The following is a 26,148-nucleotide window of genomic DNA, read 5'->3' on the forward strand; positions in this document are numbered from 1 at the left end:
CTGTGGCCGGGGGCGCGGCCGTGGCCCGTGTCAACGCGGCGAACGGGCACCGAGAAACAACGGGCACCGAGAACAGGGAGCACACGTACGCAGATGACGGTCCGGGTCCAGATGGTCAGGTTCGCCTTGGTCGGCGTCGTCAACACCGGGACGTACTACGCCTGTTATCTGTTCCTGCTGAACCGGCTGCCGTACGTCGTCTCGCACGTGCTCGCTTTTCTGCTGAGCATGACGGGCTCGTTCTTCCTGAACAGCCGGTTCACCTACCGGACCCGCCCGACCCTGCGGAAGTTCCTGCTCTTCCCGCTCACCAACGCCGCGAACTTCGTGATCACCACGACCGGTGTCTATCTGCTGGTGGACGTCCTGCGCTTCAGCAGCCGCTACGCGCCCCTGATCACGGCGGCAGCGGCTGTCCCGATCACCTTCGTGGTCTCCCGCACGATCCTGACCCGCCCCGACCGCGGACGCCGGGCGGAGCGGGAAGAGGCGCGAGGACCGGAGCGGGAAGAGGACGTATCGGAGGACCAGGACCAGGAGAAACGCGACTCAGGGCTACGCCCGCATTCGGCCGGCCTGTAGCTTCATCGTCCGCTTGAGGCGCGGCCCGAACGGCTTCTCCACCAGCTGGTGGAGAAGCCACGCCACCACGAGCATCGAGACGACCGTGGCGATGAGCGTCAGCCACGCCGCCAGGCCGAAGTGCTTGTGCAGGACGGCGATCGCGAACCAGCCGAGATGCTCGTGGACCAGGTAGAAGGGGTACGTGAGGGTCCCGGCGAAGGTCAGCCAGCGCCAGTCCGCCCAGCGCAGCCACCCCAGAGCGACGGCGGCCACCGACGCGAAGGCGAAGGTGACGATCAGCAGGATCACATGCGGCGAACGCTCCACGAAGACACTGGTGGCGTCGGGGTTCCACAGGGCGGTGGTCGCGAAGCGCTGACCGAGCAGCCAGCTGGTGGCGACGATGCCCCAGAGGAGCAGATCGCTGCCGTAGCGGTGGATCAGGTAGAGCGCGAGGCCGCCGATGAAGAACGGCGCGTACTCCTGCATCACGATCTCGTCGATGATCGGCTGGTCGGCGACGACCGCGAGCACGGTGGCCACGGTCCACAGGCAGCAGAAGATCACGACGCGGCGGTAGTTGACGCCCTTCCACACCACGAAGAGCGCGAAGAGCAGATAGAAGCGCGCCTCGACCCAGAGCGTCCAGCAGACTCCGAGCACCCGGTTCGCACCCATGGGCTGTTGCATCATGGTCAGGTTGACCAGTACCTCGTTGACGCGCAGCGGCTCGCTGACCGAGGGGAGTACGACGCACGCGGCGGTGACGAGGACGATCGCCGCCCAGTACGCCGGGTAGAGCCGGGACACGCGGGAGCGGAAGAAGTCCCCGAGCGAACGTCCCCAGCTGCTCATGCAGATGACGAAGCCACTGATGACGAAGAAGATCTGCACGCCGAGGCAGCCGTAGGCGGCGAGCGGCGACAGATCGGGGAACAGCTCGTTCGGCGACCGGCCCCAGGCGTCGCCGACCTCGCCGCCCCGGCCCGCGTAGTGGTAGACGCACACCATGAGGGCGGCCAGGATGCGCAGCCCGTCCAGGGCACGCATCCGGTTGTGCCGGGGGGCGGGCGCCGCCGACGAGGTCGGCGGTGTCCCTGGCCCGGATGCCGGGTCCGGTACCCGAGCCAGTGTCGCTTGAGTCATTCCGTGATGTCCGTTCGTGTCCGCTTCGGCTTCGGCTATGGCTTCGGCTGTGCCTTCGGCTTCGCCAAGAGGTCAAGGAGTCTTGAGGCGTAGCTCTCCAGCCAAGGGACCTTAGGAGGCGTCAGGTGAACGGGGCGATATCCGTGGGGTGAACAGGATCCAGGGCAAGGTGTCCGCCGGGTGAACCACGCGCGGACGTGCCGGTGCCTCGGCACGTGCCTCAATCTCCTGGTGAATCGTTGGTCGAACCAGTGGCCCCAGGTCACGCCACTGCCTACCATCGATCACTGCAAGGTCTTGTGCATCGCCGCACAATCACGCCGGGAGGCCCCTTTGCACCGCCGCCGTCGCACCGCGCTCTCTTTCTCCGTCGCGCTTCTCGCCGCGGCTCCTCTCCTTACCGCCTGCGGTAATGACGCCCACCCCGGAGCCGCCGCCGTCGTCGGAGGGCAGCGGATCGAGGTGTCCACGCTCCAGGCCCAGGTACGGGACGTCCGGGACGCGCAGGACGGTTCGCCGCAGTCCGCGCAGCTCATCAAGAACACGGCGCAGCTCAGCCAGGCCAAGCTGAACACCATGATCTTCGACCGGGTCCTGGAACGGTCCGCCGCCGATGCCGGGGTGAAGGTCAGCCGCAAGGAGATCCAGAGCGCCCGGCAGCAGGCCGCCGCGCAGTCGGGCGGCGAGAAGCAGTTCGCCACGATGCTGCTCCAGCAGGGCGCTCTCTCCTCGGGCCAGATCGACGGCGCGATCCGCCGCGAGGTCCTGCTGACCAAGCTGGCGCAGGCGGTCGGGGCCAACACCATGACGCCGGAGGGGCAGGCCAAGGTCCTCGCCCGGCTGACCGCCACGTCCGAGAAGCTCGGGGTCGACGTCAATCCGCGGTACGGCAGCTGGGACGACAAGCAGGTCCGGCTCGGCGAGACCAAGACGCCGTGGATCACCCAGGTCACCCGCGAGGCGCCGCCGCAGCAGGAGCCGACGGGCGCCTGACCTGGCGCCTGACGGACGCGTCCTGGCAGCCGGGCGGGCCGCTGATGGCCGATCGGTGGCCGGTGGCCGGGGGCCGGTCGGTGGCCGGGGGCGGGTCCGCCGGCGGCCGGAGGTAGGTTCGAGGCGTGACAGACGAAGCTCCCGCAGCCACCGGCCGTATCGTCCTGCTGACCGCCAGCCACCGGGTCGCGCCCGGACTGCTGTCCTGGCCCGCCTGGCAGACGCTGCGCGAAGCCGACCGGGTGCTGTGCGCCGACGCCGGCCATCCGCAGCTGCCGTATCTGCGCGAGGCGGGCATCACCGTCGAGCACACCGTGGCCGACGCGCGCGAACTGGTCGACGCCTGTGCCGGCGGCCGTACGGTCGTGGTCGTCCCCTCCGCCGGGGGCGACGGTACGGACAGCGCGCTGACCGACGGCCTGGCCCGGCTGGCCGGGTCGGGCCGGGTCCGGATGCCGGACCTGGAGCTGCTCCCCGGCTCGTACGACCTGCCGGGCGCCCGGCTCCTCGATCTCGTCCAGGTCATGGACCGGATCCGTACCGAGTGCCCCTGGACGTCGGCCAAGACCCACAAGGGGCTCGCCAAGTACGCCATCGAGGAGGCGTACGAACTGGTCGAGGCGATCGAGGACGGCGACGGCGACGAACTGCGCGAGGAGCTCGGGGACGTACTCCTCCAGGTCGTCTTCCACGCCCGTATCGCGCAGGACGGCCTGGACGTGGAAGAGGGGGTCGAGCCGTTCTCGATCGACGACGTCGCGGGCACGATCGTGGAGAAGCTGATCCACCGCCATCCCCATGTCTTCGGCGACGAGACAGCCGAGACCGCCGAGGACGTCAAGGCGCACTGGCTCCGTATGAAAGCGATCGAGAAGCAGCGCGACTCGGTCACCGACGGCGTCCCCCTGGGCCAGCCCGGTCTGGCCCTCGCCTCCAAGCTCGCGGGCCGTACCCGTACCGCCGGACTGGAGGTCCCCCTCCCGGCGGGCGAGGGCATCGGGTACGAGCTGCTCGCGCTGGCGGTACGGGCGGAGGAGGCCGGGATCGACCCGGAGACGGCGCTGCGCGCGGCGGCCCGTACATATAGGGACGCGATCCGCACGGCCGAGGGGCACTCCGCGTAACCACGTCTCCGCCCTGCCCGTGCCCGGCCCGGAACCCGGGCAGCCGTGGCGGTTACTTTTGGACATATGCACGCCCAGCCGTCCGTCGAACCGGGCTCCCCGTCCCCCTCCTCGTCTCCCATGCCCACGCTCTTCACATGGGAATTCGCCACCGATCCGTACCCCGCGTACGCCTGGCTCCGCGAGCACGCCCCCGTGCACCGGGCCACGCTGCCGAGCGGGGTCGAGGCCTGGCTGGTGACGCGGTACGGGGACGCCAAGCAGGCGCTCGCCGACGCACGGCTCTCGAAGAACCCCGTGCATCACGCGGGCCCGGCGCACGCCCGGGGCAAGACCGGGATCCCGGGGGAGCGCAACGCGGATCTGATGACGCATCTGCTGAACATCGATCCGCCCGACCACACCCGGCTGCGCCGGCTGGTCTCCAAGGCGTTCACCCCACGCCGGGTGGCCGAATTCGCGCCGCGCGTGCAGGAGTTGACGGACCGTCTGATCGACGGCTTCGCGGCCGGGGGTGAGGCGGACCTGATTCACGAGTTCGCGTTCCCGCTCCCCATCTACGCGATCTGCGACCTGCTCGGTGTGCCGCGCGAGGACCAGGACGACTTCCGTGACTGGGCGGGCATGATGATCCGCCACGGCGGCGGGCCGCGCGGCGGGGTCGCGCGCTCGGTCAAGAAGATGCGTGGCTATCTGGCCGAACTCATCCACCGTAAAAGGGAGAACCCCGGGGACGACCTGATCTCCGGGCTGATCCGCGCCGGCGATCATGGCGAGCACCTCTCCGAGAACGAGGCCGCCGCGATGGCCTTCATCATCCTGTTCGCCGGATTCGAGACGACGGTCAACCTCATCGGCAATGGCATGTACACGCTGATGAGACACCCGGAGCAGCGCGCCCGGCTCCAGGCCTCGCTGGACGCGGGGGAGACGGATCTGCTCGCGACGGCCGTCGAGGAGCTGCTGCGGTACGACGGTCCGGTGGAGATGGCGACCTGGCGGTACGCCACCGAGCCGCTGACGCTCGGCGGGCGGCGGATAGCGACGGGGGAGCCCGTACTGGTCGTACTGGCCGCCGCCGATCGGGACCCGGAGCGCTTCACGGAACCGGACACGCTCGACCTCGCACGCCGTGACAACCAGCACCTCGGCTACGGGCACGGCATCCACTACTGCCTCGGTGCGCCCCTCGCGCGCCTGGAGGGCCAGACCGCGCTCGCGACGCTGCTGACCCGCCTTCCGGATGTGCGGCTTGCGGAGGATCCTGCCGATTTGCGCTGGCGGGGAGGGCTCATCATGCGGGGATTGCGCACGCTTCCGGTGCGGTTCACGGCATTTTCCGACCGCTGAGTTCCTGACGGTACGTCAAGACTGTGATATTCGCGTGATCTTCCCTGCATCGGCTTGTGACAGACGTTCGAGTACCGCTACGTTCACGAACATTCAGCAGACACACGCTGTAGTCGAACTGACATTCACACGGAAGGCAACCGCATGCGCTCCGGGAACGGCCGACACCGTCGACCTCGCCAAGCCCCTGCTCTGATCGTCGCCGCGGGGGTGACAGGATCGGCAATCGCCATTCCGCTGCTCGGTGCCACCAGCGCCAGCGCGGCGGAAGCCTCTTCGTGGGACCGCGTGGCCGAGTGCGAGAGCGGCGGCACATGGAGCGCGGACCTCCGTAACGGCTACTACGGCGGACTGCAGATGTCCCAGGCGACCTGGGACAAGTTCGGTGGCGGCGAGTACGCGTCCCGCCCCGACCTCGCCAGCCGCACCCAGCAGATAGCGGTGGCGGAGAAGGTGCTCAAGGTGCAGGGGATCACGCCCTGGCTCAGCTGCGCCACGATCGCCGGGCTGACGGGCATCCTGACCGGCGACGGCGACACCTCGGAGCCCGGTTCCGAACCGTCCGGCCCGACGGACGGGCGGAGCACCGCGCCGGCGGACGGCTCCTCGGCCGACCCGGGCGCCACGCCCTCCGCCTCCGACGACGGCGAGAAGGAGAAGGACGGCTCGACCCCCTCCGGCTCCGCCGAGACGCCCTCGCCCGGAGCCTCCAGCTCCGCCGACGGCTCCGACACGGACAGAGGCACCGGGCCGGCCACCGGCAAGCACCGCGGGAGCGCGGCGCCGGAGGAATCCGCCTCGGGCAGCGCGGACGAGGAGCGCGCATCGGACGGCCGTGCCTCGCGAAGTGACGGACCGACACGGGGCACGGGCAGCCTCACGGGCGGCGCCACGGACGACGGGGTGAAGGGTCCGTACATTCCGGACGGCCACCACGGCGTCGGCGACCCCGTCTGGCTCGTCGGGGCCGAGCAGAAGGTGTCCGGCGGGTGGGTGTGAGCCGACCGGCGGGCGAGCGGGCGTTGAACGGCCCGTCGTGGACCCCGGATTCGGCGGTCCGCCCCTGATCAGGGCCCTGATCTCGGCGCGGGGCAAGGGCAGTTCGAGGGGCGGTTCGGGGTTCTATGTCCGCTTCTGGGCAACTGAGACAAGGGTCTCTTTGCCACAAGTGATGCCCATTGCTCCGCTAGTTGGTCGGATTCGCCCCTCACCAGCGGAAACGTGATCACCAAGGGGGGGAGGAAGGGCGATTTTCCCGAGTTGTGCTCCTTTGAACAACCGGGGGGCCTGTGATTACGGTCTGAACCGCTCGCACCGCGGGCCCCGTCGACCGAAACGCCGAATCCTGCCGTCGGTCGGGGGGAACAGTCGTCGCGTCAAGCGCCGAAGGCAGGAGCGGGGGACCCAAGGTTTTAGCGCCGGGCCCGGCTGTCGAGAGGGACGCCCAACAGCGTCCCGGGAGACGGCGGGGACCGGCTTGGGGTGAAGCCGCGTGTGAGAACACGCGGCCGGGCAACTCACTTGGCCCGAACCCGACAGCTGACCTCGTAGGCGTCGGTGAGGGGATGATCCATGCTGTTTTCCGGTAAGGCCAAGCACCGCCGCCCGTCCAAGGCCGTTCGCTACGCCACGCTCGCCGGGATCACCGGTGCCGCCGTCGCGGCCCCGCTGATCGGCGCCACGTCCGCGTCGGCCGCGTCCTCGTCCGAGTGGGACCAGGTCGCCCAGTGCGAGTCCGGCGGCAACTGGTCCATCAACACCGGTAACGGTTACTTCGGTGGCCTCCAGTTCTCGTCGTCCACCTGGGCGGCGTACGGCGGCACCTCCTACGCCTCCAGCGCCGACCAGGCGTCCAAGTCGCAGCAGATCTCGGTCGCCGAGAAGGTCCTGGCCAGCCAGGGCAAGGGCGCCTGGCCGAGCTGCGGCGTGAACCTGGGTGGCGCCTCGACCGGCTCGGGCTCCGGCTCGTCCGACTCCGGTTCGGGCTCGTCCGGCTCGGGTTCCGGTTCCGGTACGCAGGAGCAGCCGCAGCAGTCCCAGCAGCAGGCCGCCCCCGAGCAGCAGCAGGCGCAGCCGAAGCAGTCCACCCGGGATGCCGAGCAGCCCGCCTCGCGCGGCGAGAGCCGTCCGGTCACGATCAAGAAGGGGGACGGCGAGTACAAGGTCAAGTCCGGCGACACCCTCTCGAAGATCGCCGACGCCAAGAAGGTCAAGGGCGGCTGGAAGAAGGTCTTCGAGCTGAACAAGGACATCGTCAACAGCGCCGATGTGATCTACCCGGGCCAGCAGCTCCACCTGAGCTGATCCGAGGATCCGAAGGGGATCAGCCCCAGCCGGGTTGATCCCCCGGGCCGCCCCACTGGGCGGCGCCCCCCACAGGCCACCCCGGCCCGGAGCGTTCACCCCCGTACGCGCCGGTCCGGGGTTTGTGCTGTCACCGACGTGTAATCGGCCCGTCACGCAACGGATTCACGGCCGCGTCCTTGCCCTGTCCGGCGCGGAATCAGGCCTCTTTCTCGTCCTGGACGGACTCTTGGAGGCGGCCACCCGCCGGTCGAGGGCCGTGAGCCGGTTAGGCTCATGTCGCAAGGACAAAGAGACCCTGCACTTCCAGCGCCACATCCCAGAAGGAGATGCTCGTGCCGTCCATCGACGTCGTCGTAGCCCGGGAAATCCTTGACTCGCGAGGTAACCCCACGGTCGAGGTCGAGGTCGGCCTCGACGACGGCAGCACCGGTCGTGCTGCTGTCCCCTCCGGTGCGTCCACCGGTGCGTTCGAGGCCCTTGAACTCCGTGACGGTGACCAGAACCGCTACCAGGGCAAGGGCGTCGAGAAGGCGGTCCTCGCCGTCATCGAGCAGATCGGCCCGGAGCTCGTCGGGTACGACGCCACCGAGCAGCGCCTGATCGACCAGGCGATGTTCGACCTGGACGCCACCCCGGACAAGTCGTCGCTCGGCGCCAACGCCATCCTCGGCGTCTCCCTCGCCGTCGCGCACGCCGCCTCCGAGGCCTCGGACCTCCCGCTCTTCCGCTACCTGGGCGGCCCGAACGCGCACCTGCTGCCCGTTCCGATGATGAACATCCTGAACGGCGGCTCGCACGCCGACTCCAACGTGGACATCCAGGAGTTCATGATCGCCCCGATCGGCGCGGAGTCCTTCTCCGAGGCGCTGCGCTGGGGCGCCGAGATCTACCACACCCTCAAGAAGGTCCTGAAGGAGAAGGGGCTCTCCACCGGCCTCGGCGACGAGGGCGGCTTCGCGCCGAACCTGGAGTCGAACCGCGCCGCGCTGGACCTGATCCTGGAGGCCGTGAAGGAAGCCGGTTACGTCCCGGGCCGCGACATCGCGCTCGCGCTCGACGTGGCCGCCTCCGAGTTCTACAAGGACGGCAGCTACGAGTTCGAGGGCAAGTCCCGCTCGGCCGCCGAGATGACCGAGTACTACGAGGAGCTCGTCGCCTCGTACCCGCTCGTCTCCATCGAGGACCCGCTGTTCGAGGACGACTGGGCCGGCTGGAAGGCCCTCACGGACAAGCTCGGCACCAAGGTCCAGATCGTCGGCGACGACCTGTTCGTCACCAACCCGGAGCGCCTGGCCCGCGGCATCGAGGACGGCGCCGCCAACGCGCTGCTCGTCAAGGTCAACCAGATCGGTTCGCTGACCGAGACCCTGGACGCCGTCGAGCTGGCCCAGCGCAACGGCTTCAAGTGCATGATGTCGCACCGCTCCGGTGAGACCGAGGACGTCACCATCGCTGACCTCGCCGTCGCCACCAACTGCGGCCAGATCAAGACCGGCGCCCCGGCCCGCTCCGAGCGCGTCGCCAAGTACAACCAGCTGCTGCGCATCGAGGAGATCCTCGACGACGCGGCGGTGTACGCGGGCCGCAGCGCGTTCCCGCGGTTCCGCTCCGCGTAAGCGACTCTCCGCGTAAGCGGCGTAGCCGGTAGGCGGCTTCGTCGGTGAGCAGCTTCGTCGGTAAGCGGCTTCGTCGGCGTAATCAGCGTGCGCGAGGGCTGACCCGCCCGTCGTCCGTACGTCCTCGGCCGCGGTCCCGTACCGTGTCCGGGGACGTACGCACGTAAACAGGGGAGGCGAGCCATGGCCGGGAACCGGGACCGGTTCTCCACCGCGACCAGGCTTCGGGTGCTCGGCGCGCAGACCGCCGCCCGTGTCTACCGCTCGCAGACCCGCCGGCAGGACCGCCGCTCCCGGCTCACCGGCCGGGCGGCCTTCCTCGCCCTGGTCGTCTGCACGCTGGTCGTGGCGCTGGCGTATCCGATGCGGCAGTACGTGTCGCAGCGGAACGAGATCGCCGACCAGGAGCGGCTGACCCGCGAGGCGAAGCAGCGGGTCGAGGAGCTGCGCGACGAGAAGGAACGGCTCCAGGACGACGCGTACATCGAGCGGCTGGCCCGCGAGCACCTCCACTACCTGAAGCCCGGGGAGACCGGCTACACCGTGATCGACCCGGGCGCGAAGAAGCGGGAACGCGAGGAGCGGGGAGCGGAGGACCGCCCCTGGTACTCGAACGTCCTGGAAGGCGTGGACAACGCGGACCGCCCGGACAGCCCGAACCGGTAGGCGGCGTCGGTCCGCGATCCGCGCCCCGGGCATACGGTGGAGACGCCGGACACCCGGAACCCCGGATACGCCGTACGTCAAAGAATTCACGCAGAACACAAGAACGTAGAACTAGGCAGGCATGGACACGCCCCCTCCGCAGACCGCACGCACCGAGCCCACCGAGGCGGACGTCGCCGCTTTCCAGGAACAGCTCGGCCGCCCGCCGCGCGGACTGCGGGCCATCGCGCACCGCTGCCCCTGCGGAAACCCGGACGTCGTCGAGACCGCCCCGCGGCTCCCCGACGGCACGCCTTTCCCGACGACGTACTACCTGACCTGCCCGCGCGCGGCCTCGGCCATCGGCACGCTGGAGGCGAACGGCGTCATGAAGGAGATGACCGAGCGCCTCGCGACCGACCCCGAGCTGGCCGCCGCGTACCGCAAGGCCCACGAGGACTACATCGCGCGCCGTGACGCCATCGAAGTACTGGAGGGCTTCCCCAGCGCCGGTGGCATGCCGGACCGGGTGAAGTGCCTGCATGTCCTGGTCGGTCACTCGCTGGCGGCCGGTCCCGGGGTGAACCCGCTGGGTGACGAGGCGATCGCGATGCTGCCCGAGTGGTGGGCGAAGGGCCCGTGCGTCACGCCGTGCGCGGTGACCGGAACGGCCGCCCACGCGACGGACACGGCCGCTCACGCGACCGGCACGGATGCCCGCGCGACGGACGGGGACGGCGCATGACCAGGGTCGCCGCCATCGACTGCGGTACGAACTCCATCCGCCTGCTCGTCGCGGACGCCCACCCCGACACCGGCGAACTGGTCGATCTGGACCGGCGGATGACGATCGTCCGGCTCGGCCAGGGCGTGGACCGGACCGGCCGGCTCGCCCCCGAGGCGCTGGAGCGTACGTTCGCCGCCTGCCGCGAGTACGCCGCCGTCATCGAGAAGCACGGCGCCGAGCGGATCCGCTTCGTCGCCACGTCCGCCTCGCGCGATGCCGAGAACCGCGACGAGTTCGTCCGCGGTGTCGTGGACATCCTGGGCGTGGAGCCCGAGGTGATCACCGGTGACCAGGAGGCGGAGTTCTCCTTCGCCGGCGCCACCAAGGAACTGCCGGGCCAGGACAGTTACCTGGTCGTGGACATCGGCGGGGGCTCGACCGAGTTCGTCGTCGGTGAGGACCGGGTACGGGCGGCCAGGTCCGTGGACATCGGCTGCGTACGGCTCACCGAGCGCCATCTCGTACGGGACGGAGCCGTCAGCGACCCGTACGACCCCGCCGACATCGAGGCGGTCCGCGCCGACATCGAGGCGGCCCTCGACCTGGCCGAGAAGACCGTCCCGCTGCGGGAGCCGAGGACCCTGGTCGGGCTGGCCGGTTCGGTGACCACGGTGGCGGGCGTCGCGCTCGGCCTGAGCGGATACGACTCGGCCGCGATCCACCACTCCCGGATCTCGTACGAGCGGGTCAAGGAGATCACCGACCACCTGCTCACGGCCACGCACGACGAGCGCGCCGCGATCCCCGTCATGCACGAGGGCCGGGTGGACGTCATCGGCGCTGGCTCCCTCGTACTGCTCGCGATCATGGAGCGGACCGGGGCCCGGGAGGTCGTCGTGAGCGAACACGACATCCTGGACGGGATCGTGTGGCAGGCGGCGGAGGACGTGGCACGGGAGGCCGCGAAGGACGCGCCGGAGCGGGACTGACCTGCGGTAATGAGGCAGCGCGCCCCCCGGGGAGGGATCTCCCCGGGGGCGTTATTCGTTCCGGGGGCGAATCCCGTCGAGCATCATCCCCAACAGCCGGGTCCGCCGGTGCGGGTCGGTCGGCGGCTGCCCGCTGACGCAGGCTATGGCCTCGGCCAGGTGCCGCACGTCGTCGGCGTCGATGTCCGCGCGCAGTGCGCCGGCCGCGGCAGCGCGTCGGATGAGCGCCGAGCCCGCGTCGAAGGCCAGCCGGCAACTGCTGCTCTCGTGAGCCGGCCGACGAGCGAGGGCCTGGGCCAGGCCCTCGAACGTGCCGCACTGCTCGATGTAGGCATCCAGCCAGCGGTTGACCGCCCTCAACGGGTCCGTCTCGTCGAGCAGTTCGACGCCGAGCCGGTGCAGGTCGGCCATGCCGTCGTCGATCAGCGCCAGGATCAGGTCGTCCCTGCTCGGAAAGTGCCGGTACAGGGTGCCGGGGCCGACTCCGGCCGCGCGTGCGACCTCGTCCAGCGACGCGGTCACGCCATGACGGGCGAACGCGTCGCGGGCGGCGTCGATCACCGAACGCCGGTTGCGTACAGCGTCGGCGCGCAGCGGACGCGCGCCCGATCCGGTAGCCACAGCACCCTCCTCGGCAGCCGCTCGACAAACGGAGACTGTCTCCACGTACTATGCGGAGCCAGTCTCCGAATACTACGTGAGGAGTCCCGTCATGGGATTCGGCCCCTCCACCGCGCACAGTCCAATGAGGCCGACCGGCGTCGGCGTATGGAGTGTGCCCTTGCGCTACGGCGATCTGGGGAGGGCCGCCGAAGCCGCCGCGGAACTCGAAGAACTCGGCTTCACCGCCCTGTGGCTCCCCGACGCCGGCGGATCGGTGCTCGCCTCGGTGGAGAACCTGCTGAAGGCCACCGAGCGCACGACGATCGCCACCGGCGTCCTCAACCTCTGGATGCATGACCCCGCACAGGTCGCCGCGGTCCACGCCGAGCTGCGGGAAGCACACGGCGACCGGTTCCTGCTCGGTATCGGCGTCAGCCAGGCGGCGGTGGTCGACGCGTCGCTGGAACCCGGCCGGTACCGGAAACCCCTCTCCGCGATGCGCGCGTACCTGGACGACCTGGACGCCGCACCCGTCCCGGTGCCCGGCGACCACCGGGTACTCGCCGCGATCGGCCCGAAGATGCTGAGCCTGTCGGCCGAGCGCGCCGGCGGCGCGCATCCCTATCTGGTCCTTCCCGACAACACCCGCGAGGCCCGCGAAATCCTCGGTAGCGGACCGCTGCTGGCACCGGAACAGACGGTCATCCTCACCGACGACGCCGACGAAGCGCGCACCATCGGCCGGGAGTTCCTGAGCGGCTACCTGGCCTTCGCCACCTACGCCGACAAGATGCTGCAGTCGGGATTCTCCGCCGACGACGTGGAGACCGTCAGCGACCGGCTCGTGGACGCGCTGGTCGTGTGGGGTGACGAAGACGCCGTCCTGCGCCGTGTCGACGAACACCTGGACGCCGGCGCCGACCACGTCGCACTTCAGGTGCTGACCGGCGACATGATGGAGTTCCCGATGCGGCAGTGGCGTCGGCTGGGAGCCGCACTCGGCGACCGACGCACGACGTGAGACCTCCCGACGTGGGACCTTCCGACGCACGACGTGAGACTTCCCGGGTGCGCCGGCCGAGGGTCTAGGTGGACCTCATCGTCTCCCAGGGCATCGAGTCCACGGCGGACCCCTTCGGCCAGATCGTGCCCTGCGCCGTCCGCAGCAGCACCCACTCGCCCGGCCGCGGGTCGCCGATCACCTCGACTATCTGCCAGTCCTCGCCCTCGGCGACCGTCGAGCCGTCCCGGCTGAGGACGTTCTGCAGGACGTACTGATGGGTGCGGAGGTACGAGTCGAGGAGCGGGACCGAGAGCTGCGGGGACACGCCCTTGACGTGCCGCTGTTCCTTGGGCCAGAGGAAGGCCCAGGCCTCCCACGAGTCCTCGACCCCGCCCGCCATGCTGTACAGCCGGACCCGTTTCACCTTGTGCACCATGACCATGGCCGTGACGTTCGCCGCCGGATCGCCGCGCACCTGGCGGATCTTGGCCAGGGCCCACAGCTTCCTGCTCGTGCCGAGACAGCCGGCGACACAGCCGATGACGCCCAGGAAGGCCGCCGTCAGGTGCACGAACGCCAGGGTCTGGACCGCCGCCGGAACGTCCTGGTCGGCCATCCGGCCGTCCCGCGTCAGGTCGTACAGGACGAGCGTCAGTGTGAGGACCCCGATACAGGCTCCCAGCAGTGCGACCAGCCGTTTGGGCGCGGCGGCGAGGCTGTCGAAGGCCGGGTCCTGGGCGTCGGTCCAGCGGTCCTCGCCGCGTCTTCGCCAGGGACGGATTCGTGGCCAGTAGTCCATCTCCTTGGCGTGGGTGAAGGTGGCCACCTGTCGCCGGTTCCAGGTGATGACCTGTCTGCTGGGCAGCCCGAAGTACACCGAGCCGTCCTCCGAGATGGAGCGGACGGCGCGGCGTTCGGAGTAGGTGATGTCCACGTTCTTGCCGATGGAGGTGGCGTCGGCCTCGTCGTAGAGGAACGCGTCGACGGCCTCGCCGCGTCCGGCCGCGACGAGGTCGTCCCTGGTGACGCCGAAGGCCGTCCGGTTGTCCGGCAGGCGGGCGTAGAGGACCCCGCGGGCGTCGCTGCACACCGGCAGTGAGGAACCGTTCCCTCGGCTGTCCAGGAACTCCGGGGAGAGGTCGGCCGCCGTGGGGTTCACGTCGCTGCCCGGTCCCACCAGGGGCCGGGCCCGCCGGCCGGGGGCGCTGTCGCGGCGGCGTGCCATCGGGAGCTGGCCCGCGCCGCCCGCCGCCTTCATGTGCGGGACCGGCCCCGTGGTGGCGAGGCTCTGCTGCATGTAGGAGTACAGGTCCTGGAACATGACGTAGCCGTCGTGCCCCGCCACCCCGCTCTCCAGCCCCTGCACCAAGGCGTGGGTGAACGGGCTGAGTTCGCCGTCCGTCGCCGCGTCGCGGGAGTAGTCCGCGTGGCTGGAGCTGGCCAGGACGTACCGCCCCTGACCTGCCAACTGCTGCGCCACATCAAGGCCCTTGACGGCGGCGACGCCGCTGAAGCAGCAGTCCAGCAGGACAACGATGGCCCGCGCGGGACAGTCGTCGATCAGCTCGTTGATGAGCTGGTGCTGGAGGGAATGGGTACGCAGCAGTTCGAGCGTGGTGTCCCTGGCGCACAGGTGAAGGCGGCTGGCGGTGTCCAGGCGGCCGTGGCCGCTGTAGTAGAGGAGGAGCTGTTCGTCGGGACGGGCCCGCCCGAAGAACCGTACGAGCCGGGTCTTGAGCTCCTGGTTGGTCTCGTCGAGGGCGGTCTCGACCGACCCCAGCTCGTACAGTCCCACCTCCCGGTCCACCAGGACCCGGTGCAGTTCGTCGACGTCGGTGCGCGGCCCCTTGAGGTCGGGGAGGTGCTCGGGCTCCTGCGGGAACGTGGCATTGCCGATCAGCAGGGCCCGGTATTCCGCTTCACCCATTGCCGTCGGCCTGCTGGCCCTCAAGCGTCCGCCGCTGGTCACCGAGGGCCTGTTCCAGGGCGACGCGCATCGTCTCGGAGTCGACCGCGTTCCCGTCGACGACCACCGAACGGAGTTGGCCGTCGGCGGCCTCCCAGTCGACCCGCACCCTGCGGTCCCGGTCCCGGCCCAGCCACGCCTTGGTGACGGACACCGCGCCCGCGACGACGGCGGGGCTGGCGAGCATCAGCAGCGTGTCCACTGCCGCGCCCTTCGCGCCGGGCGGGCCCGGGACCTGTCGCTGGACCAGGCTGCCCGTGTCCCGGTGCAGTTCACCGAAGAGTTCGTCCCGCTGCCGCAGGACGCGGTCGTCGCCCTCGTCGAAACGCGCGTTCCACGCCGTGATGCGTACCTGCGCTGTCCGGGTCATTCAAATATCCCCCTTGGACGGAATCGTGGCTGTCACCGGGCCGGCCTTCTTCGTCCAGGTCAACCCCCTTCATCATGACGGGGGTTGGTGTCCGCCTCCAGGTAATGGCCGTTATCGGCACAGCACCACCCCCAGCGCACACGCCCCGCGCATATGCCATCACTATTGGCGATGCGATGGCCATAATGAAGTCGGCGATTCTGGGCAGGAGCAGCCCATCGGGCCGTGTGTCATGGAACGGCCGCTCGTCGCACGGGGCCGGTTGGCGGGTCTGACCAGCCGTCAACCGCTGGTGGATTCCAGTTGGCGGATTCCAGCACAGACAAGTACAGAACGGAAAGCGCGTGGCTGCGCACACAACGGTGAGACCGGATGGGCAGCGAACTCCGCAGGCACGGGACAAGCGGGGTAAGCGGGGGAAGCTACGGGGGGCGTTACGGGGGAAACTGCGGGGTGCGGCGCGGGGGAAGCCGCGTGCGATATCGCGCGGGCTGTCGCGCGGACCGCTCCAGGGATTGCCGGCGTGGCTGCCGCGAGGGCTTCTGCGGGGGCTTCCGCGTGGGACGGGCGCGCGTATGTCGTCCGTCGCGCCGCGCGTGTTCTGGCCCGCCATCGCGGTCGTCATCGGATTTGTCCTCTACGCCGTGATCGGGCAGGACGTCGCGGCCCGCCAGGTCCAGTACGTACAGCGGGAGTTGGCCTCCAAACTGAGCTGGTACTACGTGGCTCTGGTGTCGCTGTTCGTCGTCTTCGCGCTCTGGATGTGCCTGGGCCGGTTCGGATCCATCAGGCTCGCGAAGGATGACGAGAAACCCGAGTTCAGCGTCGGCGCCTGGCTCACGATGCTCTTCACGGCCGGCATGGGCATCGGCCTCGTCTTCTGGGGCGTCGCCGAGCCGCTGACCTTCTTCGCCGAGGACCCGAGGCCCGGGGTGGGCGGGGACGAAGCGGCCAGGTCCGAGGCCGCCATGGTGCAGACGTTCCTGCACTGGGGGATCCACCCGTGGGCCATCTACGTCGTGGTCGGTCTGGCCGTGGCCAACTCCGTCCACCGCAAGGGCCGTTCGATATCGATCCGCTGGGCACTGGAGCCGATCTTCGGCGACCGGGTGAAGGGCGCGTGGGGCGACGCCATCGACGTCGTCGCCATCGTCGGCACCCTCTTCGGCGTGGCCACGTCGCTCGGTCTCGGCGTGATGCAGGTCGCCAGCGGCCTGGACTTCATCGACGCGGTCCACGACCCGGGCAAGCCGGTGCTGGTCGTACTCATCATCGTCATCACCGGGATCACGACCCTCTCCGTGGTGTCGGGCATCGGCCGGGGCATCAAGTGGCTGTCGAACGTCAACGTGGGCCTGGCGGCGGCCGTCGCGCTGTTCGTGCTCGTCGCCGGACCGACGCTGTTCATCTTCAACGGCCTGGTGCAGGACCTCGGCGGCTACCTCCAGAACATGGCCCGCCTGAGCTTCGACACGGGAGCCTCGCACGGCGCGGCGGGCACCGACTGGGTCAACCGGTGGACCGTCTTCTACTGGGGCTGGTGGATATCCTGGGCGCCCTTCGTCGGCGTCTTCATCGCCCGCATCTCACGCGGGCGCACCGTGCGGGAGTTCGTCTGCGGTGTGCTGCTGGTCCCGACGCTGCTGAACATCGTCTGGTTCGCCGTCTTCGGTGGCTCGGCCCTCCACAACGAGCTGTTCGGCCAGGGCGACATCGTCGGCGCGGGCGACAGGGTCAACGAGGACAACGCCCTCTTCCAACTGCTCCAGACGCTGCCCGGCGGCACGTTCGTCGTCGGTGTGGCCATCCTGCTGGGCGTGCTGTTCTTCGTGACCTCGTCCGACTCCGGCTCGTACGTGGTCGTCATGCTCGCCTCCGGAGGCAACCCCACCCCGCCGATCTGGGGCCGGGCCCTGTGGGCCCTGATGGAGGGAGCCGTGGCCATAGCGCTGCTGATGGCCTCCGACTCCGAGAGCGACACGGCCTCGCTCGACACACTCAAGACGGTGGCGATCATCATCGCCCTGCCGTTCAGCGTGGTGATGATCGGCATGTGCGTCGCGACGCTCAAGTCCTTCCGCAAGGACTACCCGGTCGCGCTCGCGGTGCGGCAGGAGAGCCGACGGGGGCGGGCGGCGGACGAGCTGGAGCCGCGGGTGTGAGGTGCGGGCGGGGCGGGGTGCGTTCACGGCCCACCCCGCCCGCAACGCGATCAGTGCTTCGGCGGAAGTGCTACCACCCAGTCGGTGTCCCGGAAATGAGTGGACACCCCATTCCCCACCTGAGACTTGTTGGGAGGTCCGGAACTCGGGAACAGCGAAGGCGCGACAGCACGCCCCAATCGTTCCTTCCACATGGCCGCCCACTTGGCAAGCTTCGGGAATGCCTCCCGAACCGCCGTCCGGTTGATGAAGCTGTACTTCTGGTGAATGAAGCCCTTTCGGATGTCTTCATCGGTGAGCTTTCCCGCGTTCTTCAGCTCATCCCACTTCTTCCGGGCCGCAGTCACCATCACATCGGATGAGATGTGAACGTCGCCGTCGCTGGGCGCGACCGCCATCCCGTTCTCATCGACCGCCCCCAGTTTGTGCAACGTGTCGAATGGACGGCGTGCCGGGCGCTCGCCGGCAGGTGTGGAGCCCATCCACTCCCGGAGCTTCTCCAGCGCCAGAGGCTGCCCTGCCAACTCCCGTTCGGTGGGGAAGTTCTTGTGGCCGCCAGAGAAGAAGAACGCCCATGAACCATGGAGCCGCACGTCGTAGTCCTTGGGACGCTCGCAGCCGGAGCACAGGGCCTTGAACAGAGACGACGACATGTCCTTGAACTGCCGGGGAGTCGTACCCAACGGTGCCTGGTAGCGGCGCCACCAGTCGACCTGCTGCCACGTCAGCCCGAGGAAGGCCAGGTCCCGAGGCTGGACACGGTATCCCGTGTCATCGCGTGGCCACGCCCGGATTCCCTCGCGCTGACTTCCCGGGACCCTGCCGTCGGAGTCGATGAATCCCTTGGCCTGCGATTCCTGGCGCCTCTTGAGATAGCCGGGGTCCTCGTCGGCCAACAGACTCGCTCGAACGGTCTGCCCTTGGACGGTCTTACCGACCGACCAAGGGGTTGCCGCAGCGGGCGGAGTGACCGAAGCCGCCGGTGCGATCGAAGGACCCAACAGAACCAGAGCCGCGACGGCGAGTACTCCCAGCCTTTGTCGCTGACGTGACACCCTTTACCTCCAGCAGGAACGGCCTCAATGGTCCGCGCTCCTCGCGATCCATGGCTCAGAGTTACGCACACCACGGCACGCCACTCTCACAGCCACGCCGATATGGGACGGGTGAGAATCTGGTCCCATGGATCTGTTCAACGGGTAATCGGGGCCGGTGTGGCTCCTCTTGGGGGAATTACTGAGTAACTGGCTGTTCTCTATTCGTGCGCGTGATCGATCTGCCTCGAACGGCGTGCTGGATCGGGTGAGTTGGTTGGTGTGGAGGCATGCAAGAGGGCCTCTTGGTGGCTCGCGGATGTCGAGTTCAGCGAGAAGCAAGAGGCCCTGTTGTCGGAAGTGTCGCGTGGTCGTGGTGGCCGGGGTCCAGTCCGTCCGCTCTTGGGTGTGGCTGTCTCGCCCACAGGTTCGGGAACGCGGCCGACCGGCCGGGGCGTCGGCCTCGGTACGGCATCAAGTGGCGGGCGATGCCCGCGGAGTTCCCGCCTGGGCCGCGGGTGTACGCGCTCTACCGTTCCTCAGTCCAGTGACAGGTCGCCCTGATCGTCCTTGATCTTCACCTTGACCCAGGCACGGCCGCTGCTGTTGCCGTCGCCGACGCCGACGACGGTGCATTCGAACTCCCGGCCCACCTCGACGGGGATGGAAACGGGGCAGCTGACATCGTCGATGGTCGGGGGCTTGGCGAAGGAGCTGTCGGATTCGGCGTTGTTGAGCACGGCCCGCGCCAGCGCCTCCTGATCCAGAACGCGCTGCGGCTGCACGGCGGGACTCCCGGCCAACAGCATGATGGTGAAAGTGAGCACACAACAGGCGATCACGGCCAGGGAGAGCGCGATGACGGTACGGGCGAAGCTGCGTTGATCAGTCACGCGGACAGTCCTATCCGGCTGTCCGTGCTCATACAACCCGTGTGGTGACATGAAGTCGCCTCTCGCTTCCCTCGGAGCGCAACAGGCGCAGCAGCAGAGGCGGCGTGTGACACGCCCGGGTGGGGGGCGAGCACGGGTGAACGAGCACGAGGGGTTGCGTACCTGGACGAGAGGTCCGTCGTTGATCGGCTCAGTAGCCCGGCTTCGTCACCGGGCGTGATCCGTGCGGGTGCCGGTCGTGGCCGGGAGCCGTCACAAGGACGGAGTGCCGTGAGCCTGAACATGGATGAGCGGAGCCCGGTGGCCGAGGGCGCTCGGCAGGACACGGGCGGCGGCGCCCGGAACGTCGGTAAGCGGGCGGCGGCCGTCGGTGCGGTGCTGGGGGCCGCGTTGGTCCCCGCCGGGGCCGCGCACGCCAATGTCGTCGGGATCGGGAACGCGGTGTTCGGCAACACCTGCGTCAACCAGGGGGACGCGCAGGCGGCCGCCGGGACCGTCGCGGGGAGCGGGGCGGCGAGCGGCAATATCGCGAGCCTGCCGTTGAGCCTGCCCCGTAACGACTGCGGGAACAGCGGCATCGTCTGCCACGTGCTGATCAGGGCCAGCGTCTGATCTGGGGTCGACCGAGGCGGGCGAGGCTGCGGAGGTTTCTGCGCGTGGTGGGTGTGTCGGTGGAGGACGCCGCGGTACGAGAGTTGGCGGCCCTGAGCGGGCGCGGGGTGCCGTTGCTGTGGGAGTGGGTGGCCGAACACCCGCGGCTCGGGGTGGCGCGGGCGCTGCTGGTGCTGGCGACCAGTGACGCCTTGAGCGACCAGGAGCTGCGGGAACAGCTGTCCGCCGCGTACGAGGACGCGCACGCCGCCGACGCGCGGTCCGTGAGCCTGGTCTACGGGGTGTTCCTCTACACCCACCGGCAGTACTGGCTGACGGCCGATCACCTGGTCACGCACTTCGCGCGGTGGCCCGGGGACGAGGTGGCGGGGCTGCTGCTGGACGCCTTCCATGCCTGCGGGGACGCCGCCTACCGCGCGCGGGGTGACGCGCTCGCCGAGCGGCAGTACACGCTGGTGGGCCCGGACAGCTGGACGTGGACGAGCCGTATGGCCTGGACGCGGGCCGAGCAGGGGCGCGTGGAGGAGGCGTACGAGCTGGCCGGGCGCGCGCTGGCGCTGTATCCGCGGTCGGGCCTGGCCGCGCACGCCCGCGCGCACGCCGAGCAGGAGTTGGGGGCGGGCCCCGCCTCCACGGCGTTCCTCGACCGGTGGCTGGCGGCCGATCCCCAGGCGGTGCAGTTCAAGCACCTGAACTGGCATGCCGCCTTGCAGTCGTTGGCCTGCGGTGACTTCGCGGACGCGCGCCGACGGGCGGACGAGGTGCTGGACCGCGCCGATGTGGGCATGCGGTCGGCGACGAACTGGCGTCTGCTGCTGGCCGGGCAGACCCCGGCCGCCCGCTCCGACCTGGCGCACGTACGGGAGTTGCTGGCGGACCCGCGCGGGATGGCGGAGGTCTTCCACACCTTCAACCTGGCGCTGGCCCTGGCCGTCGAGGCCGCCACCGACGATCTGTACGCCCTGGCCCGCCGGGCGGCCTACGACGAGCGGCCCGACTACCACCAGGTACTCGCTCCCGTCGTCCGGGCGCTCGCGGAGATCACCGCGGGCCGACCCCAGCGGGCGGTGGACCTGCTGACCAGGCTGGGCGGGACGGTGGAACGTATCGGCGGGGTACGGGTGGAGCGCGAGATCGTCCAGGACACCCTCGCCCGCGCCCTGATCGACACCGGCGAGCACGCCCGCGCGGCCGACCTGCTGGATCACCGCGTCGCCACCCGCCGCCATCACACCTACGAAGATCTCCTCCTCGCTCCCCGGGCGGCTCCGGTCACTTCATCCGCCGCACCGCGCTGAGTACGGCCGTCCCGTCCGAAGAGCCTGTCCTCTTTCTCTCTCCGGGAGACGCACCCATGGCTGTATCGCCGCAGGTGATCGTGGTCTCGCTGCGCGGCAGCGGTACGCCGCTGCTCGCCGAGGCCACCGCCGCGCTCGGCTACACCCCGTACGGCACGATGAGCGCCGCCCGGCCACCCGGTGGTGACCGCGACGGCGGCGGGGAACAGCCGGGGCCCGGGGAGGTCTATCCGCTGCTGGCCGCCGCGTACGGGCCGGACCGGGCCGCCCTTCTGCTGCGCAGGCAGGGCGGCGAGTGGGAGCAACTGGGGGCGGCTTTCCAGGAAGCGGTCAGCGCTCTGTGGCGCGTGTGGTGGACGCGCCTGGGGCAGCCGGTCGCCCTCGCCTCAGCGGTCGACCCCCGGCTCGAAGCGCGGCTGGCGCGCGTACCGGACGACGAACTGCCGGGGCTGCTGCCGGGCCGCGGCTGCTGGTACGTCAACAGCCTCGACCTCCAGCGGGCCGACGGCGGTTTCCTGCGTGCCTGGCAGGCCACGGGCAACCCGCCGGTCGTCTTTCACCACCGCGATGTACGGGACAGGATCGTCGACCGGATCCTTACGCTCTCCCGGCCCGACGGCGTCGGAACCATGCCTGACGAGCTGATCTACCGGGACATCCTCAGGGCCTTGCCGACCATGGACGACAGAATCACCCTGGCTCTGACCGACCCCGGCTTCCCCGGGACGGAAGAGGCCCGGCGCTGCCGATGGACGGCGCACCACCCGGCGGTATGCGTGATCACCCACGAGGAACTCGCCGGCCCCGCCCACGGTGGCACCGCCGAAGCCCGCGAGCGGGCCCTGGCCCGGCTCCGGGCCGCCACGGGACACCCGGCTCCCAGTACCCCGGCCATGGCTCTGCCGGAACAGGCCACGCGCGCACCCGACGACGACGGTGACGGTGACGGTGACGACGACGGTCTCGCGGTGGGCGCGTGGCGCAGGTACTTCACCCCCGAACACGAGCGCCTGCTCAGCCGGCACCACGGCGACCTCCTGCCGCCGGGCGAGGCGCGGGCGTACGCCCGGAACTTCTGATTCCGGACAGGGAGCTGACGGCCTGTCGCCCGGCCCATCGCCCAGCCCCTCGCCCGGCTGCCGAGCGCGCGACAGGGGTGCCGCAGGGGTGCCACAGGGGTCGCTGACCTGCTCATCAGATGGCCCCGCTCATCCACTGAGCGCCTTCTCGGAGCCGTTTCGCACCCGCCCGGAACACCTTCGCGAGGAACTTCGTGAAGTTCTTCACAAGGAAATCGACCCGCTAGGGCCCACTCGTGGTTCCTGGGGACCATCCGGCCCTATCGCGGGGTCGCCAGGCTCTGATTCCGTACGGTTCCCGGCGGGGTCGCGGCTGTATGAACCGGACAGCCGGTTCACCCCGTACAGGAGGATGGAGGGCCAGCTCACGAGGGGTGGACAAACGGCGGGCAACGGTCATTCGCTCCTGCCGGAACCCCCGTCCGGCCCGGGCATCGGCCAAGCGGGCCGCGCAGTGTAGCACAAGGGGCCCCGTACCTTGTGAAGGGGCTCACGAGCACCCCCTCCGAGGGGGGTGGATACTCGATGGCATGAGCACCACGGAGCGTCCCAGGATCCTCGTTGTAGGCGGTGGGTACGTAGGCCTGTACGCAGCTCGTCGCATTCTGAAGAAGATGCGGTACGGGGAGGCGACCGTCACGGTTGTCGACCCTCGCTCGTACATGACGTACCAGCCCTTCCTCCCCGAAGCTGCCGCCGGCAGCATCTCGCCTCGGCATGTCGTCGTACCGCTGCGACGCGTGCTGCCCAAGGCTGAAGTGCTCACCGGCCGGGTCACGACCATTGACCAGGACCGCAAGGTCGCCACGGTCGCGCCGCTCGTCGGCGAGGCCTACGAGCTGCCCTTCGACTACCTGGTCGTCGCGCTCGGCGCCGTCTCCCGTACCTTCCCGATCCCCGGCCTCGCCGAGCAGGGCATCGGCATGAAGGGCATCGAGGAGGCCATCGGCCTGCGCAACCACGTCCTCGAACAGCTCGACAAGGCCGACTCGACGACCGACGAGGAGGTCCGCCGCAAGGCGCTGACCTTCGTCTTCGTGGGCGGCGGCTTCGCCGGTGCGGAGACCGTCGGCGAGGTCGAGGACCTGGCGCGCGACGCCGCCAAGTACTACACGAACGTGAAGCGCGAGGACATGCGCTTCCTCCTCGTCGATGTCGCCGACAAGATCCTTCCCGAGGTCGGCCCGAAGCTGGGCACCTGGGGCAAGGAGCACCTCGAGGGCCGCGGCGTCGAGGTCTACCTCAAGACCGGCATGGACTCCTGCGTGGACGGCCACGTGGCGCTCAACAACGGCCTCGAAGTCGACTCCAACACCATCGTGTGGACGGCCGGCGTCAAGCCGAACCCGGCGCTCGCCCGTTACGGTCTGCCGCTCGGCCCCCGTGGCCACGTGGACACCAGCGAGAAGCTCCAGGTGCAGGGCACCGACTACATCTGGGCCGCGGGCGACAACGCCCAGGTCCCGGACATGGCCTCCCGTCGCGCCGGTGTCGAGAACGCCTGGTGCCCGCCGAACGCGCAGCACGCGCTGCGTCAGGCGAAGGTCCTCGGCGACAACGTGGTCTCCGGCATGCGGGGCTTCCCGCAGAAGGAGTACAGCCACGCCAACAAGGGCGCGGTCGCGGGTCTCGGGATGCACAAGGGCGTCGCGATGATCGTCATGGGCAAGATGAAGATCAAGCTCAAGGGCCGGCTGGCCTGGTACATGCACCGTGGCTACCACGGCGTGGCCATGCCGACCTGGAACCGTAAGATCCGCGTCTTCGCCGACTGGACGCTCGCGATGTTCCTCAAGCGCGAGGTCGTCTCGCTCGGCGCCATGGAGACGCCGCGCGAGGAGTTCTACGAGGCCGCGAAGCCGGCTCCGGCCGCCGCTACTGCGGCGACGTCCCCCGTCGAGAAGGCCAAGGCCTCCTGATCGGGTAGCGCAACGCACAACCTCGAAAGGGCCGTCCGCCATCCGTGGTGCGGGCGGCCCTTCGGCGTGCCCGGGTGCGTCCGGCGGGGTCACCCGAGCCGGACCCCGAGGCGGCACCCGATAGCTCTCTCGGCGCAGCGGCCCGCCCCCCGCTGTCCGGACCTCCCCGCCCGCCCGGGCCGGTGTCCGGGCTCCGTGTTGGGTACCACTCTCCAGAAGCCCCCGGAAGAAAGGGCGCGGCCCACCCGAAAGTACATGGTGGATGCAGGTATTTTGCCTTCTCGTTGCCTGCGAGCGGGACTGCATCCGTACTCGACCGGTGTTTACGTGGTGTTGAGCATGTTCGGTTTCCACCCTTACGGAGGTGTACGCCATGGCCAGCGCCGCGCTGCGGCTGACCACACTTGCCGAGGAACTGCTGGGAGCCCCGCTCCCGGTCCGTATCCGTGCCTGGGACGGGAGCGAATCGGGTCCCCCGGACACCCCGATCTTGATCATCCGTAACCGCCGAGCCCTGCGCAGACTTCTGTGGAAGCCGGGCGAGCTGGGGCTCGCGCGCGCCTGGGTGGCCGGTGAGCTGGATGTGGAAGGCGATCTCTACGACCTTCTCGGACGTCTCGCCGGACTCATCTGGGAACGTGGCGCCGAGGCCAAGGACACGGTCCATCCCGTACGTGACCCCCGGATGCGGGCCGCGGCCCTCGGGCTCGTACAGGTCGCCGGGCCCTGGCCGCCGCCCGTACCGCCCGCCGAGGAGATCAGGCGCCGGCACGGCGCGCTGCACACGAAGCGCCGCGACAAGGAGGCGATCAGCCATCACTACGACGTGGGCAACGACTTCTACGCACTCGTGCTCGGCCCGTCCATGGTCTATTCGTGCGCCTACTGGGACAACGCCGCGGGCGGACTTGGGTTCACTCTCGAAGACGCGCAGCGCGACAAGCTCGATCTGATCTGCCGCAAGCTCGCGCTCAAGGAGGACGACCGGCTCCTCGACGTCGGCTGCGGCTGGGGCTCGATGGCCATCCACGCCGCACGTGAATACGGTGCCCGGGTCACCGGGGTGACGCTCTCCCGCGAGCAGGCCGCCTTCGCGCGCAAGCGCATCGCGGAGGAGGGGCTCACCGACCGTATCGAGATCCGCGTCCAGGACTACCGGGACGTCAGGGACGGACCGTACGACGCGATCTCCTCCATCGGGATGGCCGAACACGTCGGCTCGGTGCAGTACGGCCAGTACGCCGACGACCTGCACGCCCTCCTCAGGCCGGGCGGACGGCTGCTGAACCACCAGATCGCGCGGCGCCCGGAGAAGGACGAAGGCACGTACCAGGTCGACGATTTCATCGACGCGTACGTCTTCCCGGACGGCGAACTGGCGCCGCTCGGCCGGACCGTCGGCACGCTGGAGGAATCCGGCTTCGAGGTCCGCGACGTCGAGTCGATCCGGGAGCACTACGCGCTGACGCTGCGTCGCTGGGTGGCGAACCTGGAGGCGCACTGGGACGAGGCGGTACGCAGCACATCGGCGGGCCGCGCCCGGGTCTGGCGGCTGTACATGGCGGCGTCCGCGCTCTCCTTCGAACGGAACAAGATCGGCGTCAACCAGATCCTCGCCGTGAAGACCCCGGAGAGCGGTGCGTCGGGGATGCCGCCGCGCGCTCGCGTATGGGGTGGTTGAGCGATCCCCGGCACCCTCGTTCCACGTCGTCCCTGTTCCACGTCGCTCTGCCATGAGTGAGGGCCGG

The 26,148-nt window shown here is 69.6% G+C and carries 23 protein-coding genes and 1 riboswitch; of the genes, 17 read left to right on the forward strand and 6 right to left on the reverse strand.

Features of this window, described 5'->3' with window-relative positions; genetic code table 11:
* Positions 1–93 precede the first annotated feature (93 nt).
* On the forward strand, positions 94–582 hold the full coding sequence (locus ACIQD6_RS29440) for a GtrA family protein (RefSeq protein WP_401888127.1): 489 nt from the start codon (positions 94–96) through the stop codon (positions 580–582).
* Here ACIQD6_RS29440 and ACIQD6_RS29445 read toward each other — a convergent pair.
* Positions 556–1,710, reverse strand: a complete 1,155-nt coding sequence (locus ACIQD6_RS29445) for an acyltransferase family protein (RefSeq protein WP_401888130.1) — start codon at positions 1,708–1,710, stop codon at positions 556–558. The genes ACIQD6_RS29440 and ACIQD6_RS29445 overlap by 27 nt on opposite strands.
* 333 nt (positions 1,711–2,043) lie before the next feature.
* On the opposite strand from ACIQD6_RS29445, the gene ACIQD6_RS29450 reads away from it, so the two are divergent.
* From ACIQD6_RS29450 to ACIQD6_RS29490, 9 genes are all read left to right on the forward strand, one after another.
* Complete coding sequence (locus ACIQD6_RS29450; RefSeq protein ID WP_401888133.1) at positions 2,044–2,703, forward strand: SurA N-terminal domain-containing protein; 660 nt, start codon at positions 2,044–2,046, stop codon at positions 2,701–2,703.
* A gap of 125 nt (positions 2,704–2,828) precedes the next feature.
* A complete protein-coding gene (locus tag ACIQD6_RS29455; protein WP_401888136.1) occupies positions 2,829–3,827 on the forward strand; it encodes a nucleoside triphosphate pyrophosphohydrolase in 999 nt (332 codons plus the stop codon).
* A gap of 66 nt (positions 3,828–3,893) precedes the next feature.
* The gene (locus tag ACIQD6_RS29460; protein ID WP_401888139.1) at positions 3,894–5,177 is read left to right on the forward strand and encodes a cytochrome P450; all 1,284 of its coding nucleotides are present in this window, start codon (positions 3,894–3,896) and stop codon (positions 5,175–5,177) included.
* A gap of 210 nt (positions 5,178–5,387) precedes the next feature.
* Entirely contained in the window at positions 5,388–6,176 is a 789-nt protein-coding gene (locus tag ACIQD6_RS29465; RefSeq protein ID WP_401888141.1) for a transglycosylase family protein, read from the forward strand.
* A 372-nt stretch (positions 6,177–6,548) separates the two neighbouring features.
* Positions 6,549–6,746: riboswitch (cyclic di-AMP (ydaO/yuaA leader) on the forward strand.
* 3 nt (positions 6,747–6,749) lie between these two features.
* On the forward strand, positions 6,750–7,481 hold the full coding sequence (locus ACIQD6_RS29470) for a transglycosylase family protein (RefSeq protein ID WP_401888144.1): 732 nt from the start codon (positions 6,750–6,752) through the stop codon (positions 7,479–7,481).
* A 335-nt stretch (positions 7,482–7,816) separates the two neighbouring features.
* A complete protein-coding gene (gene eno, locus ACIQD6_RS29475) occupies positions 7,817–9,100 on the forward strand; it encodes a phosphopyruvate hydratase (protein WP_401888146.1) in 1,284 nt (427 codons plus the stop codon).
* 183 nt (positions 9,101–9,283) lie between these two features.
* Positions 9,284–9,766 (forward strand): septum formation initiator family protein, encoded by a 483-nt coding sequence (locus ACIQD6_RS29480; RefSeq protein ID WP_401888148.1) that lies wholly within the window; start codon positions 9,284–9,286, stop codon positions 9,764–9,766.
* Positions 9,767–9,887: 121 nt separating this feature from the next.
* Complete coding sequence (locus tag ACIQD6_RS29485) at positions 9,888–10,490, forward strand: DUF501 domain-containing protein (RefSeq protein ID WP_401888151.1); 603 nt, start codon at positions 9,888–9,890, stop codon at positions 10,488–10,490.
* Positions 10,487–11,461, forward strand: coding sequence for an exopolyphosphatase (locus ACIQD6_RS29490; RefSeq protein WP_401888154.1), 975 nt, complete (start codon positions 10,487–10,489; stop codon positions 11,459–11,461). The genes ACIQD6_RS29485 and ACIQD6_RS29490 overlap by 4 nt, the downstream gene beginning before the upstream one ends.
* A 51-nt stretch (positions 11,462–11,512) precedes the next feature.
* Here the strand turns inward: ACIQD6_RS29490 and ACIQD6_RS29495 are convergent, their stop codons facing one another.
* Positions 11,513–12,082 (reverse strand): TetR/AcrR family transcriptional regulator, encoded by a 570-nt coding sequence (locus tag ACIQD6_RS29495; RefSeq protein ID WP_401888157.1) that lies wholly within the window; start codon positions 12,080–12,082, stop codon positions 11,513–11,515.
* A gap of 91 nt (positions 12,083–12,173) precedes the next feature.
* Here ACIQD6_RS29495 and ACIQD6_RS29500 point away from each other — a divergent pair, with 91 nt between their 5' ends.
* On the forward strand, positions 12,174–13,085 hold the full coding sequence (locus ACIQD6_RS29500; protein ID WP_401888159.1) for an LLM class F420-dependent oxidoreductase: 912 nt from the start codon (positions 12,174–12,176) through the stop codon (positions 13,083–13,085).
* Between the two features lie 64 nt (positions 13,086–13,149).
* Here ACIQD6_RS29500 and ACIQD6_RS29505 read toward each other — a convergent pair whose 3' ends face one another.
* Positions 13,150–14,994 (reverse strand): caspase domain-containing protein, encoded by a 1,845-nt coding sequence (locus ACIQD6_RS29505; RefSeq protein ID WP_401888162.1) that lies wholly within the window; start codon positions 14,992–14,994, stop codon positions 13,150–13,152.
* Entirely contained in the window at positions 14,987–15,403 is a 417-nt protein-coding gene (locus ACIQD6_RS29510) for a hypothetical protein (protein ID WP_401888165.1), read from the reverse strand. The genes ACIQD6_RS29505 and ACIQD6_RS29510 overlap by 8 nt, the downstream gene beginning before the upstream one ends.
* A 575-nt stretch (positions 15,404–15,978) precedes the next feature.
* Between ACIQD6_RS29510 and ACIQD6_RS29515 the strand changes: the two genes are divergently transcribed.
* Positions 15,979–17,565: a BCCT family transporter gene (locus ACIQD6_RS29515; RefSeq protein WP_401888167.1), complete on the forward strand. Its 1,587-nt coding sequence runs from the start codon at positions 15,979–15,981 to the stop codon at positions 17,563–17,565.
* Between the two features lie 50 nt (positions 17,566–17,615).
* Here ACIQD6_RS29515 and ACIQD6_RS29520 read toward each other — a convergent pair whose 3' ends face one another.
* On the reverse strand, positions 17,616–18,461 hold the full coding sequence (locus ACIQD6_RS29520; protein ID WP_401888169.1) for a hypothetical protein: 846 nt from the start codon (positions 18,459–18,461) through the stop codon (positions 17,616–17,618).
* 677 nt (positions 18,462–19,138) lie between these two features.
* Positions 19,139–19,492 carry a DUF4333 domain-containing protein gene (locus tag ACIQD6_RS29525; RefSeq protein ID WP_401888172.1) on the reverse strand — a complete coding sequence of 118 codons (354 nt, stop codon included), beginning with the start codon at positions 19,490–19,492 and terminating at the stop codon, positions 19,139–19,141.
* 270 nt (positions 19,493–19,762) lie between these two features.
* On the opposite strand from ACIQD6_RS29525, the gene ACIQD6_RS29530 reads away from it, so the two are divergent.
* The 5 genes from ACIQD6_RS29530 to ACIQD6_RS29550 all read left to right on the forward strand — a co-directional run bounded on the left by ACIQD6_RS29530 (position 19,763) and on the right by ACIQD6_RS29550 (position 26,081).
* Positions 19,763–20,104, forward strand: a complete 342-nt coding sequence (locus ACIQD6_RS29530) for a chaplin family protein (protein ID WP_401888175.1) — start codon at positions 19,763–19,765, stop codon at positions 20,102–20,104.
* 44 nt (positions 20,105–20,148) lie between these two features.
* The gene (locus ACIQD6_RS29535; RefSeq protein WP_401888178.1) at positions 20,149–21,402 is read left to right on the forward strand and encodes a hypothetical protein; all 1,254 of its coding nucleotides are present in this window, start codon (positions 20,149–20,151) and stop codon (positions 21,400–21,402) included.
* A 56-nt stretch (positions 21,403–21,458) separates the two neighbouring features.
* On the forward strand, positions 21,459–22,481 hold the full coding sequence (locus ACIQD6_RS29540) for a hypothetical protein (RefSeq protein WP_401888181.1): 1,023 nt from the start codon (positions 21,459–21,461) through the stop codon (positions 22,479–22,481).
* Positions 22,482–23,011: 530 nt separating this feature from the next.
* Complete coding sequence (locus tag ACIQD6_RS29545) at positions 23,012–24,400, forward strand: NAD(P)/FAD-dependent oxidoreductase (RefSeq protein WP_401888184.1); 1,389 nt, start codon at positions 23,012–23,014, stop codon at positions 24,398–24,400.
* A 373-nt stretch (positions 24,401–24,773) separates the two neighbouring features.
* Positions 24,774–26,081 carry a class I SAM-dependent methyltransferase gene (locus tag ACIQD6_RS29550; protein ID WP_401888186.1) on the forward strand — a complete coding sequence of 436 codons (1,308 nt, stop codon included), beginning with the start codon at positions 24,774–24,776 and terminating at the stop codon, positions 26,079–26,081.
* Positions 26,082–26,148 lie beyond the last annotated feature (67 nt).

The organism is Streptomyces sp. NPDC088400 (assembly GCF_044753355.1).
Taxonomy (GTDB): domain Bacteria; phylum Actinomycetota; class Actinomycetes; order Streptomycetales; family Streptomycetaceae; genus Streptomyces.